12 protein-coding genes are annotated in these 16,548 nt (G+C 41.2%); 9 read left to right on the forward strand and 3 right to left on the reverse strand.

Annotation, left to right across the window (positions count from 1 at the left end; all coding sequences use genetic code 11):
* The first annotated feature begins 313 nt into the window (after positions 1–313).
* The 9 genes from HT711_RS03565 to ftsY all read left to right on the forward strand — a co-directional run bounded on the left by HT711_RS03565 (position 314) and on the right by ftsY (position 11,844).
* The gene (locus HT711_RS03565; protein WP_173235082.1) at positions 314–1,645 is read left to right on the forward strand and encodes a glycosyltransferase; all 1,332 of its coding nucleotides are present in this window, start codon (positions 314–316) and stop codon (positions 1,643–1,645) included.
* A 1-nt stretch (position 1,646) separates the two neighbouring features.
* Complete coding sequence (locus HT711_RS03570; RefSeq protein WP_173235084.1) at positions 1,647–3,002, forward strand: sodium:solute symporter; 1,356 nt, start codon at positions 1,647–1,649, stop codon at positions 3,000–3,002.
* Positions 2,986–3,690: an acylneuraminate cytidylyltransferase family protein gene (locus HT711_RS03575; protein WP_173235086.1), complete on the forward strand. Its 705-nt coding sequence runs from the start codon at positions 2,986–2,988 to the stop codon at positions 3,688–3,690. The genes HT711_RS03570 and HT711_RS03575 overlap by 17 nt, the downstream gene beginning before the upstream one ends.
* Complete coding sequence (locus HT711_RS03580) at positions 3,687–4,565, forward strand: glycosyltransferase family 52 (RefSeq protein WP_173249751.1); 879 nt, start codon at positions 3,687–3,689, stop codon at positions 4,563–4,565. The genes HT711_RS03575 and HT711_RS03580 overlap by 4 nt, the downstream gene beginning before the upstream one ends.
* 160 nt (positions 4,566–4,725) lie before the next feature.
* Positions 4,726–5,424: a ribonuclease III gene (rnc, locus tag HT711_RS03585; protein ID WP_125452135.1), complete on the forward strand. Its 699-nt coding sequence runs from the start codon at positions 4,726–4,728 to the stop codon at positions 5,422–5,424.
* Positions 5,415–8,954, forward strand: coding sequence for a chromosome segregation protein SMC (gene smc, locus HT711_RS03590; protein WP_173249752.1), 3,540 nt, complete (start codon positions 5,415–5,417; stop codon positions 8,952–8,954). The genes rnc and smc overlap by 10 nt, the downstream gene beginning before the upstream one ends.
* Entirely contained in the window at positions 8,951–9,745 is a 795-nt protein-coding gene (locus tag HT711_RS03595) for an HAD family hydrolase (RefSeq protein ID WP_173235090.1), read from the forward strand. The genes smc and HT711_RS03595 overlap by 4 nt, the downstream gene beginning before the upstream one ends.
* Positions 9,745–10,563 carry a Cof-type HAD-IIB family hydrolase gene (locus HT711_RS03600; RefSeq protein ID WP_119946646.1) on the forward strand — a complete coding sequence of 273 codons (819 nt, stop codon included), beginning with the start codon at positions 9,745–9,747 and terminating at the stop codon, positions 10,561–10,563. Before HT711_RS03595 ends, HT711_RS03600 begins: the two co-directional genes overlap by 1 nt.
* Before the next feature lie 3 nt (positions 10,564–10,566).
* Entirely contained in the window at positions 10,567–11,844 is a 1,278-nt protein-coding gene (gene ftsY / locus HT711_RS03605) for a signal recognition particle-docking protein FtsY (RefSeq protein WP_173235091.1), read from the forward strand.
* A 45-nt stretch (positions 11,845–11,889) separates the two neighbouring features.
* Here ftsY and zwf read toward each other — a convergent pair whose 3' ends face one another.
* The 3 genes from zwf to HT711_RS03620 all read right to left on the reverse strand — a co-directional run bounded on the left by zwf (position 11,890) and on the right by HT711_RS03620 (position 16,433).
* The gene (gene zwf / locus HT711_RS03610; protein ID WP_173235093.1) at positions 11,890–13,377 is read right to left on the reverse strand and encodes a glucose-6-phosphate dehydrogenase; all 1,488 of its coding nucleotides are present in this window, start codon (positions 13,375–13,377) and stop codon (positions 11,890–11,892) included.
* A gap of 150 nt (positions 13,378–13,527) precedes the next feature.
* On the reverse strand, positions 13,528–14,268 hold the full coding sequence (locus tag HT711_RS03615; protein WP_173235095.1) for an amino acid ABC transporter ATP-binding protein: 741 nt from the start codon (positions 14,266–14,268) through the stop codon (positions 13,528–13,530).
* Positions 14,268–16,433, reverse strand: coding sequence for an ABC transporter substrate-binding protein/permease (locus HT711_RS03620; RefSeq protein ID WP_173235097.1), 2,166 nt, complete (start codon positions 16,431–16,433; stop codon positions 14,268–14,270). The genes HT711_RS03615 and HT711_RS03620 overlap by 1 nt, the downstream gene beginning before the upstream one ends.
* Positions 16,434–16,548 lie beyond the last annotated feature (115 nt).

The following is a 16,548-nucleotide window of genomic DNA, read 5'->3' on the forward strand; positions in this document are numbered from 1 at the left end:
TTTTGATTAGTTATTAGCTGAACTTATAATAACTAAATAGTGACTTCAATCAAATGTCTTAATTATTAAATTAAAATTGATGATTCTGAGCACTTCAAAAAACGCAATGTTAAAATTGAAAACATTGATTTACCAATCTTTTCCGGCTATGTATTTTGATGAACAGGTCGTTTTCAGAGGTGCTTTTGAATTATTGATTGATAAAAACTATTTTAGTGTCATTCTAGCTTCCACGATATGAGATGGAAAATCTTTTCTCCTTTTTGTGAGAGGAGATTTTTCAATTTTTATACTGAAAATAAGAGAGGGAAATATGTCAAGAATTATTACACTGCATTCTTTTACAAAAATACAGCGATATGGTTTTGAAAGTACCCAGTTTTATCGAGCGCGTATCGCAAGATATCTGGGAGTAGATTATCTCCATATTCTGACAAACCCACAAGTTAGACCTGACTGGAAGGTGGTTTTAAAAAAGCTAGGATTTTTAGAAAAAGAACTAATCTGTGTTCCTCATAGTTTTTCTGATATAGGACATGATTCCTTATCGGTTAAGCTTGAAACTCTCAATTTATCAGATAGTGATACGGTTGAACTCACTGCAGATGGTTTTGTCTCTTCTCTTACGTTAGGAGATGGCTCGGGTCGTTACTATTATACAAGTGGCCCTTTCCTTTTTGAAGATTTTAAGGCAAAAGAATTACGCTGGTTTCATAAAGATGGAAATCTAGCACTTGAAGGGCGTTTTATCAATCCATTCAAAGAACCTTCTCCTGTTTCTTTATTTTATCCTGAATATATTTTTCGAAAAGATGGAGTTATTTACTCTGAAGAAGATTTACTTGTCAAATTTTTGGTTGATATAGCTCAGGATACAGACTTAATTATTCGCGATCAACAAAGTATACCAAAGCCTAGTCTATGGAGATATATGGAAAACACGGGTAAGAATTACTATGAAGTGATTCATTCAAATGTTTTAATGAATATGTCACATGCTAATTTAAGGAAAAAAAATAAGTATCTTGTGGCTAGTGAGAAATTAACAGAATCATTACAAACAAAGGGCTATCATTCCACATTCTTAGCTCCTATGTTTTCAGAAAAGTTAGGAGAATTAAGACATATAGGCCCAATACGAGACTATTGCTTGGTGGGGCATATGGGGGAAATAAAAAATGTTGGACTAGTTATTGAAGCATTTATTGAGTTGTATAAAAAGGGTTCAAATGTTGAGATTACATTTTATGGTGGATCGGAAACAAGAATACAAGAACTTCGTAATCAGTATGATATCCCTCCCACAATTCATCTAAGAGGAGTGGTAGATAATGTTCCTTATAATCTACATCAATGCTATCTATCAGCCAGTTACACTGAATTGTTTGCAAATGCCTGTGTAGAAGCTTTGAGTCATGGCTTGCTAGCTTTGTTATCAGATGTGGACATTGCTCATCGTTTCTATGCAGAACAATCCAGTGCAATCACCTTATTTAGAACAAAGGAAGAGTTAATAGAAAAGATAGAAGAAATGGAACAAGTGGATTTTTGTAAATCAAATGCAGAAAATATCGCCCTAGCATCTCACTATTCACTAGAGACAGTAGCTCAAATATACCGAAAATTACTAGATAGGAATTTCTAGGATGTTGGGAATTCTAGCTATCCTATTGCTCTATTTCTGCTTGATTTCCTGGATTGCCTATCGGCAAAAAGGGAGTGAGGGGGACTATTATCAGGTTAAGAAAGCTGTTCCAGTGACAGTTTTGGGCTTCTCAGTCTTTGCCACCTTGCTCAGCCCCATTTCCTTTCTGACTCTGGTGGGGAATGCCTATACAGGTAGATTCTATCTCTGGTTTGCCCAGTGCGGGATTTTTCTAGCCATTCCACTAGCTCATCGCTATTTTCTGCCCCTCTATCAAAAGGGAAACTACGAGACAGCTTATCATCTTTTAGAGGACAAGTTTCAATCTCCTAGCATTCGTTCACTGGCTTCAGGACTCTTCATCCTCTATCAGTTGGGGCGAATAGCAGTGGTGACCTACTTGTTGTCTCAGGCCTTAGCGCCCTTTATCCCTCTCAATCAGCTGGTCTTGTCAGGTCTACTCCTTCTTTTGACGGTCTATTATCTGGCAAGGGGTGGTCTCTTGGTTGTGCTGTGGACGGACTTCTTTCAGGGCTTGGTCCTGCTGGCTATATTAGCTCTCTTTCTACCAAGAATTGCCCAATCTGGTTTAGTCATGAATAGCAGTCAACAGATATTTCACTTTGCAGAGACGCTGGATGGGAAGACGGTCTTGATCTTAGTTGTAGGAGCAGGTTTTAGTAGCTTGTTTTCCTACGTTTCCTCACAGGATATTGTCCAACGTTTTAATAGCAAAATGGGGCGCCAAAAGATTGGAAAAATCTTATGGCTACAGGGACTCTTGTCCTTTGGGATTGCCAGTTTACTGTATCTGATTGGTCGCTTGATTCGTCAGGAAAATTTTGCCACCACATCGCCCAATCCTGTTCTCATTGCCTATGTTCAGGAATGTCTATCACCTTGGTTTGGCAGTTTCATCATGCTAGCTCTCTTGACAGCAGGCCAATCCACAGTTTCATCCAGTATGAATGCAATTGTGACCTGCTTGAAGTTGGATTTTGCTTGGTCAAAGATTCGCTGGTCGCCAAGTATCCTATCCTTTGCCTTAGCAGGTTTGTCTTGGTTCCTCTGCCTCTTACTCATGAATGCAGAAATCTACTCCATCTACGAATGGATTAACGGCTTTATGGGGCTGACACTAGGCGTGATAGGTGGTTTGTATCTCTTGGTTTTACTCCTCAAAAGACCGAGTTTACAACTAGCCAAAATCTATCTGTTCTTTAGTTTAGGAGCCTTGTTTCTCTATTATTACAGTGGTTTATTTGCCAACCCCAATCCTTGGTTAAATAGCATCATCACTACCCTATCTGCCCTGTTTATCTCAATTCTAGGAAGACTATATGAAAGCACAATCTAAACCCATAGCCGTCATTTTGATCCGTTCGGGTTCACGCGGCTTAGTGGATAAAAATATCAAACCACTTGTAGGAAAACCTTTGGTTTTCTACACCATAGAAGTCGCTCTAGCCTCCAAGCTATTTAGTGATATCTGGGTTTCTTCAGACTCACTAGCCTATCTGGAACTTTGTCGTCAAGCCTATCCAGAGATTCGTTGTGTCCACAGACCAAAAGAATTGGCTTTGGCAACAACCTCTAGCTTAGAAAGCTTGCGAGACTTTTTACAGCCCTTTGAGGAAGAGCAGATCTTTGTGAATCTACAGGTGACCTCACCCTTGAGAGAGGTGGAGCACCTCGTCGAGTCCTATCACCTCTACTGTCAGTCTGGCGCCGACCATTTGATTTCCTGTGTTAAGGCGGACAAGAGTCGTAGTCTTTTCTTGCAGTTAGAGGAGTCACCTTTTATCCGTCCGCCTCAGGTGTCCAAGCACTATGCTCGGCAGAAAGAGCCTGTCTATTACTATCCCAACGGTAGTATCTGGATTTCTCGCAAGGATCGTTACCTACGAGATGAGACCTTTTACACAGATAAGACAGTAGCCTATGAAATGCCTAAACTCTATTCTTATGATATCGACGATGCCTTGGATTTTGAAGTCGTTGAGACCTTGCTACAACATCACCACCTAGGAGAATCAAAGAGATGAAACACCTCATCATTGCTACAACGCCCTTACAGGCTAAAATTGCCCATCATATCAAGGGATTTTATCCTGATCAGGACTTTGTCAGTCTTTATGTCAGTTCTGTCAAAAATGCCCGTCAGGAGCATTATGCTAAGGATTTTGACCATGTTTACTATCCTCAGAACGTAGAGGACTTGACTCAGATTTGTCAGGAACTGGCGGGAGACTATGACACTATCTTTTATGCTAGTTTTGACAATAGCTTGATTCTGGACTTGGTTGCTAGTTCCGCCTACCAGCATCTCATGAGTTTTGATGATGGCTATGCGGATATTTACCCCTTGGGCATGTATGCTTGCCCTCTCCATCCTAGTCAGGTAGGCTCTTTGGGCTTGACCAGAGATGACTTGATTGAGCGGACGGAAAAGCACTATACCCTCTATCGCAGTGACTACCATATCGTAGCTAGAGAAAAGCTTGTTTATCTGGAGCATTTTTTTGACCTGCCACAAGCACCCGTCTCAAATGGTAAGACGGTCAAGGTCCTGCTGGGACAAAAGTTCTCTGAGGAGGATGACCAAATCTCCATCCGTTTTATCAGTACCTATGCTAAGGCTTTGGCAATTGACCTCTATCTCCCCCATCCCAAGGAAACCTTCCATATTCCAGATGTAACTTACTTGGCTACAGATTTAATCTTTGAAGATGTCCTAGCCCATCTTTTTCAAGAATACGAGTTTGTTCAGGTCTACCATTTTACTTCATCAGTCAGTCTCCACTTACAAGACCTGCCTCATGTGACTATCATAGGCATTTCCCTCCCCTACTATGAGGCCCGTCAAAATGAATTACGCCGATTGGGTTGTCAGTTTGAAACGATTCCACTTGGCTGGTAACTTAAAGTAAATAACTTGCACCCCTTATTCTAATATTTTCCCATTTTAATAGTAGTCGATAAGTTCCCTTGGGTCACTTGTTTTCTCCCGTTTTAGAGTGACTCAGGAGGCTTTTTTTGATATAATAAAAAGGACTGTTATCAGTTAGAAAGAGGTTGGTATGAAAGAATTACAAACTGTACTAAAGAACCATTTTGCAATCGAATTTGTAGACAAAAACTTACTGGAGACTGCCTTTACTCATACGAGTTATGCCAATGAGCACCGCCTCTTAAAAATTTCACACAATGAGCGCTTGGAATTTTTAGGAGACGCTGTTCTACAGTTATTGATTTCAGAATATCTGTATAAAAAATATCCTAAAAAGCCTGAGGGTGATTTGTCTAAACTCCGTGCCATGATTGTTCGAGAGGAGAGTTTGGCTGGTTTTGCGCGTGATTGCCAGTTTGACCAATTTATAAAACTTGGTAAAGGAGAAGAAAAATCTGGTGGTCGCAATCGTGACACCATTCTTGGTGATGCCTTCGAAGCCTTTCTTGGTGCTCTCCTTTTGGACAAGGATGTGGCCAAGGTCAAGGAATTTATCTATCAAGTCATGATTCCTAAGGTTGAAGCAGGCGAATTTGAGATGATTACAGACTACAAAACCCATCTCCAAGAGTTACTTCAGGTCAATGGCGATGTGGCTATTCGTTATCAGGTGATTTCTGAAACGGGTCCTGCACACGATAAGGTCTTTGATGTAGAAGTTCTTGTCGAAGGTAAGAGCATTGGTCAAGGTCAAGGTCGTTCTAAGAAACTAGCAGAGCAGGAAGCTGCCAAAAATGCAGTTGAGAAAGGGCTGGATTCATGTATTTAAAGGAAATCGAAATTCAGGGATTTAAGTCTTTTGCTGACAAGACCAAGGTCGTTTTTGACCAAGGTGTGACGGCAGTCGTTGGACCCAATGGATCTGGAAAGTCCAATATTACAGAAAGTCTGCGTTGGGCCTTGGGGGAGTCAAGTGTTAAGAGCCTCCGTGGGGGCAAGATGCCGGATGTCATCTTTGCTGGAACAGAAAGTCGCAAACCGCTCAATTATGCTTCTGTAGTTGTGACTCTGGATAATCATGACGGATTTATCAAGGATGCAGGTCAAGAAATCAGGGTAGAACGCCATATCTACCGTAGCGGAGATAGCGAATACAAGATTGACGGCAAGAAAGTCCGTCTGCGTGATATTCATGACCTCTTTTTGGATACAGGTTTGGGACGAGACTCCTTCTCCATTATTTCCCAAGGGAAGGTTGAGGAGATTTTCAACTCCAAGCCTGAGGAACGCCGAGCTATTTTTGAAGAAGCTGCTGGAGTTTTAAAATACAAGACTCGCAGAAAAGAAACTGAGAGCAAACTGCAGCAAACTCAGGATAATCTAGACCGCTTAGAGGATATTATTTACGAGTTGGATAATCAAATCAAGCCTCTTGAGAAGCAAGCTGAGAATGCCCGTAAGTTTTTAGACTTGGAAGGTCAACGCAAGGCTATTTATTTAGACGTGCTGGTTGCTCAAATCAAGGAAAATAAGGCTGAATTAGAGTTGACAGAAGAAGAGTTGGCTCAGGTTCAGGAACTCTTGACGAGCTATTACCAAAAGAGAGAAAAATTAGAAGAAGAAAATCAAACTCTTAAAAAGCAACGCCAAGATTTACAGGCTGAAATGGCCAAAGACCAAGGCAGTTTGATGGATTTGACCAGTCTGATTAGTGATTTAGAGAGAAAATTAGCCTTATCGAAACTGGAATCTGAGCAAGTAGCCCTGAATCAACAGGAAGCACAAGCCCGTTTGGCTGCTTTGGAGGAGAAGCAAAGTTCACTCAGCAAAGAAAAATCTGATAAAGAAAGTTCTTTAGCTCTCTTAGAAGAAAATCTAGTCCAAAATAATCAAAAACTTAATCGTTTAGAAGCTGAATTGCTAGCTTTTTCAGATGATCCTGATCAGATGATTGAGCTTTTGCGTGAACGCTTTGTGGGCCTTCTACAAGAAGAAGCGGATGTCTCAAATCAACTGACCCGCATCGAGAATGAGTTGGAAAATAGCCGTCAGCTTTCTCAAAAGCAAGCAGATCAACTAGAAAAGCTGAAAGAACAACTGGCTACAGCTAGAGAGAAGGCTAGGCAGCAAAATGCTGAGCTTGAAACAACCAAGGAGCAAGTTCAGAAATTATTGGCAGATTACCAGGTCTGTGCCAAGGAGCAAGAGGAGCAGAAAGCTTCCTATCAAGTTCAACAAAGTCAACTCTTTGACCGTCTGGATAATCTCAAAAACAAGCAGGCGAGAGCTCAGAGTTTGGAAAATATCCTGAGAAATCATAGTAACTTTTATGCAGGTGTTAAGAGTGTTCTCCAAGAAAAAGCCAGCCTTGGTGGGATTATTGGTGCTGTTAGTGAGCACCTGACCTTTGATGTGCATTATCAAACTGCCCTAGAGATTGCGCTTGGAGCCAGCAGTCAGCATATCATCGTAGAAGATGAAAACGCGGCGACCAAGGCCATTGATTTCCTAAAACGTAATAGAGCTGGTCGCGCGACCTTCCTTCCTTTGACCACTATTAAGGCTCGTACGATTTCTAGTCAGAATCAAGATGCTATCGCAGCAAGTCCAGGCTTCCTTGGCATGGCAGATGAGTTAGTGTCGTTTGATAAGAGACTAGAAGCCATTTTCAAGAACTTGCTAGCCACGACAGCGATTTTTGATACCGTGGAACACGCGCGTGTAGCAGCTCGCCAGGTTCGTTATCAGGTTCGTATGGTGACTGTGGACGGCACAGAGTTGCGCACAGGTGGTTCCTATGCAGGTGGAGCTAATCGCCAGAACAACAGTATTTTTATCAAGCCAGAACTGGAGCAATTACAAAAAGAAATTGCTGAAGAAGAAGCAAGCTTGCGTTCAGAAGAGGCGACTTTGAAGACCTTGCAAGATGAGATGACTAGATTGACAGAAAGATTAGAAGCAATCAAATCTCTAGGAGAGCAGGCTCGTATTCAGGAGCAGGGCTTATCCCTCTCTTATCAGCAAACCAGTCAGCAAGTTGAAGAGTTAGAAACTCTTTGGAAACTTCAAGAAGAGGAATTAGATCGTCTTTCTGACGGAGATTGGCAAGCGGATAAGGAAAAATGTCAAGAGCGCCTTGCTACAATCGCAAGTGACAAGCAAAATATGGAAGCTGAGATTGAAGAGATTAAGTCTAACAAAAATGCCATTCAAGAACGCTATCAAAACTTGCAGGAAGAGCTAGCGCAAGCTCGCCTGCTTAAGACAGAACTGCAAGGACAAAAACGTTACGAAGTTGCAGATATTGAACGTTTAGGCAAGGAATTGGACAATTTAGATATCGAGCAAGAGGAAATCCAGCGCCTTCTTCAAGAAAAGGTTGACAATCTTGAGAAGGTTGATACAGAATTGCTCAGTCAGCAGGCCGAAGAAGCTAAAATTCAGAAAACAAATCTCCAACAAGGTTTGATTCGCAAGCAGTTTGAGTTGGATGATATTGAAGGGCAACTGGATGATATTGCTAGTCATTTGGACCAGGCTCGCCAACAGAATGAAGAGTGGATTCGCAAGCAAACACGTGCTGAAGCTAAGAAAGAAAAGGTCAGCGAGCGCTTACGCCATTTACAAAGCCAATTAACAGACCAGTATCAGATTAGCTATACTGAAGCACTAGAAAAGGCACATGAATTGGAAAATCTCAATCTGGCAGAGCAAGAGGTGCAGGATTTAGAGAAGGCTATTCGCTCACTGGGTCCTGTCAATATAGAAGCTATTGACCAGTACGAAGAAGTTCACAACCGTCTTGATTTCCTAAATAGCCAGCGTGATGACATTTTGTCGGCGAAAAACCTGCTTCTTGAGACTATTACTGTGATGAATGATGAGGTCAAGGAACGCTTTAAATCAACCTTTGAAGCTATTCGTGAGTCCTTTAAAGTGACCTTCAAACAGATGTTTGGCGGAGGTCAGGCAGACTTGATATTGACTGAGGGCGACCTTTTAACATCTGGAGTTGAGATTTCTGTTCAACCTCCAGGTAAGAAAATCCAGTCTCTTAACCTCATGAGTGGTGGTGAAAAAGCCTTATCGGCTCTAGCTTTGCTTTTCTCTATCATTCGAGTTAAGACTATCCCATTTGTCATCTTGGATGAGGTGGAAGCTGCGCTGGATGAAGCCAATGTAAAACGTTTTGGGGATTACCTCAATCGATTTGACAAGGACAGCCAGTTTATCGTCGTAACCCACCGTAAGGGAACCATGGCAGCGGCTGATTCTATCTATGGAGTGACCATGCAAGAATCAGGTGTTTCAAAAATTGTTTCAGTTAAGTTAAAAGATTTAGAAAGTATTGAAGGATGACAATTAAACTAGTAGCAACGGATATGGACGGAACCTTCCTAGATGGGAATGGACGCTTTGATATGGACCGCCTCAAGTCTCTCTTGGTTTCCTACAAGGAAAAAGGGATCTACTTTGCGGTGGCTTCAGGGCGCGGATTTCTATCTCTGGAAAAATTATTTGCTGATGTTCGTGATGATATTATTTTTATCGCGGAAAATGGTAGTTTGGTAGAGTATCAAGGTCAGGACTTGTATGAAGCGACTATGTCTCGTGACTTTTATCTGGCAACTTTTGAAAAGCTGAAAACGTCACCTTATGTAGATATCAATAAACTGCTCTTGACGGGCAAGAAGGGTTCTTATGTGCTAGATACGGTTGATGAGACCTATTTGAAAGTGAGTCAGCACTATAATGAAAATATCCAAAAAGTAGCGAGTTTGGAAGATATCACAGATGACATTTTCAAATTTACAACCAACTTCACAGAAGAAACTCTTGAAGCTGGGGAAGCTTGGGTAAACGAACATGTTCCTGGTGTTAAGGCCATGACAACTGGCTTTGAATCCATTGATATTGTTCTGGACTATGTTGATAAGGGTGTGGCTATTGTTGAATTAGCTAAAAAACTTGGTATCACAATGGATCAGGTTATGGCTTTTGGAGACAATCTAAATGACTTGCATATGTTGCAGGTTGTGGGACATCCTGTTGCTCCTGAAAATGCACGACCAGAGATTTTAGAATTAGCAGAGACTGTGATTGGTCACCATAAGGACCAGTCGGTTATAGCTTATATGGAGGGCTTATAATGGCAGATATAAAATTGATTGCATTGGACTTGGATGGGACCTTGCTGACTACTGATAAAAGGTTGACGGATCGCACCAAGGCAACCTTAAAAGCTGCGCGTGATCGTGGTATCAAGGTCGTATTAACAACTGGTCGTCCCTTAAAAGCTATGGATTTCTTTCTCCATGAGCTAGGGACTGACGGTCAGGAAGATGAGTATACGATTACTTTTAATGGTGGTTTGGTTCAGAAGAATACAGGTGAAATCCTTGATAAAACAGTCTTTTCATATGATGATGTGGCACGCTTGTATGAGGAGACAGAGAAATTATCACTGCCTCTTGATGCTATCTCAGAAGGAACTGTTTATCAAATCCAATCGGACCAAGAAAGTCTTTATGCCAAATTCAATCCAGCATTGACCTTTATTCCAGTGGACTTTGAAGACTTGTCTAGTCAGATGACTTACAATAAGTGTGTGACTGCCTTTGCTCAAGAACCCTTGGATGCAGCTATTCAGAAGATTTCTCCAGAATTGTTTGACCAATATGAAATCTTTAAATCACGTGAAATGTTGCTAGAGTGGTCACCAAAGAATGTTCATAAAGCAACAGGTTTGGCAAAACTAATCAGCCATCTTGGAATTGACCAAAGCCAAGTCATGGCCTGTGGTGACGAGGCCAATGACCTCTCTATGATTGAGTGGGCGGGACTCGGTGTTGCCATGCAAAACGCTGTTCCTGAAGTAAAGGCAGCCGCAAATGTAGTAACGCCGATGACCAACGATGAGGAAGCTGTCGCCTGGGCTATCGAAGAATATGTGCTAAAGGAGAACTAAGATATGGGATTATTTGACCGTCTATTCGGAAAAAAAGAAGAACCTAAAATCGAAGAAGTTGTAAAAGAAGCTCTGGAAAATCTTGATTTGTCTGAAGATGTTGAGCCTGTCTTAACAGAAGCTGAGGAAGTTTCTCAGGAAGAAGCAGAGGTGGAAATTGTTGAACAAGCTGTGTTCCAAGAAGAGGAAATCCAAGACACAGTTGAAGAAAGTCTGGATTTAGAGCCAGTTGTAGAAGTTTCTCAAAAAGAAGTCGCAGAATTTCCACACTCAGAAGAAGGGAATACTGAGTTTCTAGAGACTGTAGAAGAAAATAATTCTGAAGTGCTTGAAGCACAAACGCCTCAAGCAGAAGAAACTGTTCAGGAAAAATATGACCGCAGTCTCAAGAAGACTCGTACAGGCTTCGGTGCTCGTTTGAATGCCTTCCTTGCCAACTTCCGCTCTGTTGACGAAGAATTTTTCGAGGAACTGGAAGAACTGCTCATCATGAGTGACGTTGGTGTCCAGGTTGCTTCTAACTTAACAGAGGAGTTACGCTACGAAGCCAAGCTTGAAAACGCCAAGAAACCTGATGCACTGCGCCGTGTCATCATTGAAAAATTGGTTGAGCTTTATGAAAAGGATGGCAACTACGATGAAAGAATCTACTTCCAAGATGGATTGACAGTCATGCTCTTCGTCGGTGTGAATGGTGTTGGGAAAACAACTTCTATCGGGAAACTAGCCCACCGCTACAAACAAGCTGGTAAGAAGGTCATGTTGGTTGCAGCAGATACCTTCCGTGCAGGGGCAGTAGCCCAGCTTGCCGAATGGGGCCGTCGTGTGGACGTTCCTGTTGTGACTGGACCTGAAAAAGCTGATCCAGCCAGTGTAGTCTTTGATGGCATGGAACGTGCCGTGGCTGAAGGTATTGATATTCTCATGATTGATACCGCTGGTCGTCTGCAAAACAAGGACAACCTCATGGCTGAGCTAGAAAAGATTGGTCGTATTATCAAACGTGTTGTGCCCGAAGCTCCGCATGAAACCTTCTTGGCACTTGATGCATCAACAGGTCAAAATGCCTTGGTACAGGCCAAAGAATTTTCAAAAATTACCCCTTTGACAGGAATTGTCTTGACTAAGATTGATGGAACTGCTCGAGGTGGTGTTGTTCTAGCCATCCGTGAAGAACTCAATATTCCTGTAAAATTGATTGGTTTTGGTGAAAAAATCGATGATATTGGAGAGTTTAACTCAGAAAACTTTATGAAGGGTCTCTTGGAAGGTTTAATCTAATCAGAAGCAAAAATCCTGCAAGGTACAAACTTGCAGGAAATTTTTTTATTCTAAACGACCATCTTGACGATAGGCGATATCTGGCTGCCAAGTCCATTTGGCACCGAATTTTTCAAGTAAGTCAAAGCTAGCTTGAGGTCCCATGCTTCCAGCTTTATAGTCATGAAGTGGGGCACCATTTTCAGCCCAGAGCTCTTCGATACGATCAATCAATTTCCATGACGCACCAACTTCATCCCAGTGGCTAAAGTTAGTTGAGTTATTATTTAGGACATCATAAATCAATTTCTCGTATGGTTCTGGAGAGGCACCAGTTGCGGTCGCATCTGTACGGTAATCAAGTGAGTTAGGAGCCAAGTTGAATTCTTCTCCTACCTGCTTACCATTTAGACTAAGAGAGAAGCCTTCTGTTGGTTGGATATAGATGGTCAAAATGTTTGGAGCAAGAGGTTCTCCAAAGATAGAATCCATTTGTTTAAAGACGATGTTGACATGAGTTCCTTTTTCAGTCAGACGTTTACCAGTACGGAAGAAGAAAGGAACACCACGGAAGCGATCGCTATTTACAAAGAAGGCACCAGATGCAAAGGTTTCAGTTGTTGATTCTGGATTTACATTTGGCTCGCTACGGTAAGAGATGTATTTCATGCCATCAATCTTACCAGAACGGTATTGACCACGGATAAAGTGTTCTTTAAGTTCTTCATCAGTTGGATGATAGAGGTTTTTAAAGACCTTAATCTTTTCAGCACGGATCTCATCTTTTGTGAAGCTTGCTGGTTTGTCCATGGCGAGGAGCGAAAGGAGTTGTAGAGTGTGGTTTTGTACCATGTCACGGAGGGCACCAGATTCATCATAATAGCCACCACGTTCTTCTACGCCTAAGCGCTCCGCAAAGGTAATTTGAACATTATCGATAAAGTCCTTGTTCCAAACATTTTCAAAAATCAGGTTTGCAAAGCGAACTGCAAAGATACTTTGAATCATTTCCTTACCAAGATAATGGTCAATACGGAAAATTTGTTCTTCGTCAAATGTTGCTAGGAGTTCGTCATTCAACTTGCTTGCAGTTGCGTAATCTGTACCAAATGGTTTTTCAACGATTAAGCGCTCAAAACCTTTACCATCCACAATGTTTTCAGACTTGAGGTGTTTTGCGATAGTTCCAAAGAACTGAGGTGCCATAGACAAGAAGAAGAGCTTGTTGTGTTCAGCTTGGTACTTATCATTTAGTTCAGCCTGCAATTGACGTAGAGCAATGTAGTGTTCTGTATCGTTGACATCATGACTTTGATAGTAGAAGTGACTAGCGAACTCCTGAGCCTGTTCGGTACTATCTGCCAAATCAAGGATGGATTCGACTACAACAGATTCAAAATATTCCTTGCTCCAAGGACGACGGGCAGTTCCAATGACAGCAAAGTGCTCGGAAAGATTGCCGGATTTATATAGTCTAAAAAGGGAAGGGTAGAGCTTGCGTTTAGCCAGGTCTCCACTCGCACCGAAAATTGTAACAATAACCTTAGATGACATCTAGCTACCTAATTTCTATTTTTATTCCTAGTCTTGCTAGGTATGAGGAAACCTCATTTCATAAACTTAATTCTAACATAATTTTCCGAAAAATCAAAAAATCCAATACGAGATAGAAAAAAACTGCAAGGAAATCCTTACAGTTTGCGTTTAGACGTTTAAGACCTTGTCCAAGAACTCTTTCAGACGAGGGTGTTGAGGGGTGTCAAAGATTTGATCTGGTGTTCCGTCTTCTAGGAATTCACCGTCTGCAGTAAAGATAACGCGGTTGGCAACCTGACGGGCAAATCCCATCTCATGGGTTACGATAATCATGGTCATACCTTGCTCAGCTAATTCCTTCATAACGTTTAGTACGTCTCCAACCATTTCAGGATCAAGGGCAGAAGTTGGTTCATCAAAGAGCATGATGTCTGGGTTCATTGCTAGTCCACGAGCGATGGCTACACGTTGTTTTTGACCACCTGATAGGCTATCTGGGTTGGCATTAGCTTTATCTGCTAGTCCAACCTTTTCAAGCAACTCCATTCCCAATTTCTCAGCTTCTTCCTTAGTCATTAACTTGTGCTCAGTAGGAGCAAAAGTAATGTTGTCCAATACAGACATATGTGGGAAGAGGTTGAAGTGTTGGAACACCATTCCGATATTTTCACGGACGTGGTCAACATTGGTTGTTTTTTCAGTTAAGTCATAGCCGTTCACAGTGATGTGACCGCTCGTAACTTCTTCAAGAAGATTAAGGCTACGGAGGAAAGTTGACTTACCAGAACCCGAAGGACCGATGATACAAACAACATCTCCTTCATAGAACTTAGTCGTAATTCCTTTTAAAACTTCATTTTTTCCATAGTGCTTGTGTAAATCATTTACATCAATTTTTAATTTTGCCATTAACGAATCCTCTTTTCTAAGCGTTTCGCTAGTCTAGTCAAAAGTGTGATAATTACAAGATAGAAGATAGCAAGGATTGCATACATCTTGAAACTTTGGTAGTTACGGGCGATGATAATCTTACCAGTTTGGAAGAGTTCAACCAAACCGATAGCAGATACGATGGTTGTATCTTTAAGAGCGATAACGAATTGGTTAACAAAGTTTGGCAACATCAATTTAGTTGCTTGTGGCAAGATAATCTTACGCATGGTTTTTCCATAAGAGATACCCAAGCTTCGGCTGGCTTCCATTTGTCCAACTGGAACGGCTTGAATACCACCACGAACGATTTCAGCGATATAAGCGGCTGCATTGAGAGATAGGGCAATAGTACCAGCTACAAAGTCGTTAATTGGACTTTGTTGACCTGTGATCGACTCGATGAAGTTTGGAATTCCCCAGAAGATGAAGGCTGCAAGAATCATCAATGGAATACCTCGAATAACGTCAACGAAAATCTCAGAAATCACACGAAGAGATTTATACGGGCTGACACTAAACATACCAAAGATAATCCCGATAACAATAGCAATAGCAAATGAGATAAGAGCTAGAGCAAGAGTGATACCAAGCCCGCTAAGGAGTTGTTTGTAGTTGTTTTGAAGCAAGCCCCAGATTGTGGTTTCATCAACAGTGCTTGTTGAAGTAGTTGAAGATTCGCTAGCTAGGTATTTGTCAAGAATCTTTTGGAATTCACCGTTTGCTTTAAGGTTTGCAAGTCCATTGTTGAACATTTCAATCAATTCTGGATTTGTGCCTTTTTTAACGGCAAAGGCTGTTTCTCCGATTGGAGTTCCAGCGATTGGTGTTTTCAATTTTTGTCCTTGGCTGATAGAATATTTGAGAACAGGTTCATCATCCATAACAGCATCAATGGCACCAGTGTTTAAACTGTCATACATTGAAGAACCATCAGCGAAGGTTTTAATTTGATAACCGTATTTGCTTTGATTTTCTGTTAGGAAGGTTTGAGAAGCAGTTCCGTTTTTAACACCGACTGTCTTCCCTTTCAAATCTTCATAAGAAGCAATGGTACTTGATTCTTTGACACCAAGGATAGTATTGGCAGTGTAGTATGATTCTGAGAAGTCAAAAGTTGCCTTACGAGCATCTGTGACAGACATACCAGCAATGATACCATCTGCTTGACCAGCTTGGACAGCACTGATAGCAGCATCGAAACCAGGGTTGGTGATTTCAATTTCAAAACCTTGGTCTTTAGCGATTGCCTTAATCAATTCCATATCAATACCAGTAAATTGGTTACTTGAGTTTTGGAAAACAAAAGGTGCAAAAGAAGAATCGCTGGCAATGATATATTTAGCTTTAACAGGAATAGCTTTTAAGCCTGCTAGAGTAGTTGTGGTTGGCACTGCTGAAGATGATGAAGCAGTCCATTTCTTGATGATTTTATCAAGACTACCATCTTTTTTCATTTCAGCCAAGGCTTGGTTAAATTCAGTAACTAGGTGCTCGTATTTGCTTCCTTTTTTCACACCGAAAGCAAAACTCCCTACAGCTTCCCCATCCATTTCAATATGAAGGTCTTGACCTTGGTTAATGGCATATTCGATAACAGGTTTGTCATCCATCATGGCATCGATGGCACCAGCACTCAAGCTGTTGTTCATCAAATCACTAGTGTCAAATGTTTTAATAGTAAAGCCGTATTTATCTTTGATTGTTTCAAGAAAACGTTGAGCAGCAGTTCCGTTTTTAACACCAACGGTTTTGCCAGTTAATTGGTCGTACTTGCTAATCTTGTGTGCCTTTGTAGTCGCAATGACAACTTTTGTATCATAGTAAGTATCAGACATGGTGAAGACTTTTTCACGTTCTTTAGTTTTTGTCATTCCTGCCATGATAGCGTCAGCTTGACCAGCTTGAACCGCATTGACCGCTGCGTCAAATCCGGGATAAGACATCTGAATGTTCCATCCTTTAATCTCAGCGACTTTGTTGATAATGTCAACATCAATTCCTTTATAAGTTTGATCTGAATCTTTAAACTCAAAAGGTGCATAGGCGGTATCAGACACAATCTTAATCGTCTCAGCTTTGGCAATACCTAATGAGAAAATTGGGAATAAAATTAGCAAAAATGCTAGAAATTTTTTCTTCATTTTTAGTCTCCTTTTCCGAATATTTTCCCATTATATCAGAAAAAGTAAAAAAAGGCAAATCTAGGGGTTTTATGTCAGAAGATATAACATGTATAATTCTGGTTTTGTCTTGAAT

Source organism: Streptococcus sp. 1032, from assembly GCF_013277015.1.
GTDB lineage: Bacteria > Bacillota > Bacilli > Lactobacillales > Streptococcaceae > Streptococcus.

Bases quoted from the DNA above. Each gene is read 5' to 3' on its own strand.
- HT711_RS03615 (WP_173235095.1), bottom strand. From the start codon at position 14,268: ATGGCAAAATTAAAAATTGATGTAAATGATTTACACAAGCACTATGGA.
- HT711_RS03595 (WP_173235090.1), top strand. From the start codon at position 8,951: ATGACAATTAAACTAGTAGCAACGGATATGGACGGAACCTTCCTAGAT.
- HT711_RS03575 (WP_173235086.1), top strand. From the start codon at position 2,986: ATGAAAGCACAATCTAAACCCATAGCCGTCATTTTGATCCGTTCGGGT.
- HT711_RS03565 (WP_173235082.1), top strand. From the start codon at position 314: ATGTCAAGAATTATTACACTGCATTCTTTTACAAAAATACAGCGATAT.
- rnc (WP_125452135.1), top strand. From the start codon at position 4,726: ATGAAAGAATTACAAACTGTACTAAAGAACCATTTTGCAATCGAATTT.
- HT711_RS03620 (WP_173235097.1), bottom strand. From the start codon at position 16,433: ATGAAGAAAAAATTTCTAGCATTTTTGCTAATTTTATTCCCAATTTTC.
- ftsY (WP_173235091.1), top strand. From the start codon at position 10,567: ATGGGATTATTTGACCGTCTATTCGGAAAAAAAGAAGAACCTAAAATC.
- HT711_RS03570 (WP_173235084.1), top strand. From the start codon at position 1,647: ATGTTGGGAATTCTAGCTATCCTATTGCTCTATTTCTGCTTGATTTCC.
- HT711_RS03580 (WP_173249751.1), top strand. From the start codon at position 3,687: ATGAAACACCTCATCATTGCTACAACGCCCTTACAGGCTAAAATTGCC.
- zwf (WP_173235093.1), bottom strand. From the start codon at position 13,377: ATGTCATCTAAGGTTATTGTTACAATTTTCGGTGCGAGTGGAGACCTG.
- HT711_RS03600 (WP_119946646.1), top strand. From the start codon at position 9,745: ATGGCAGATATAAAATTGATTGCATTGGACTTGGATGGGACCTTGCTG.
- smc (WP_173249752.1), top strand. From the start codon at position 5,415: ATGTATTTAAAGGAAATCGAAATTCAGGGATTTAAGTCTTTTGCTGAC.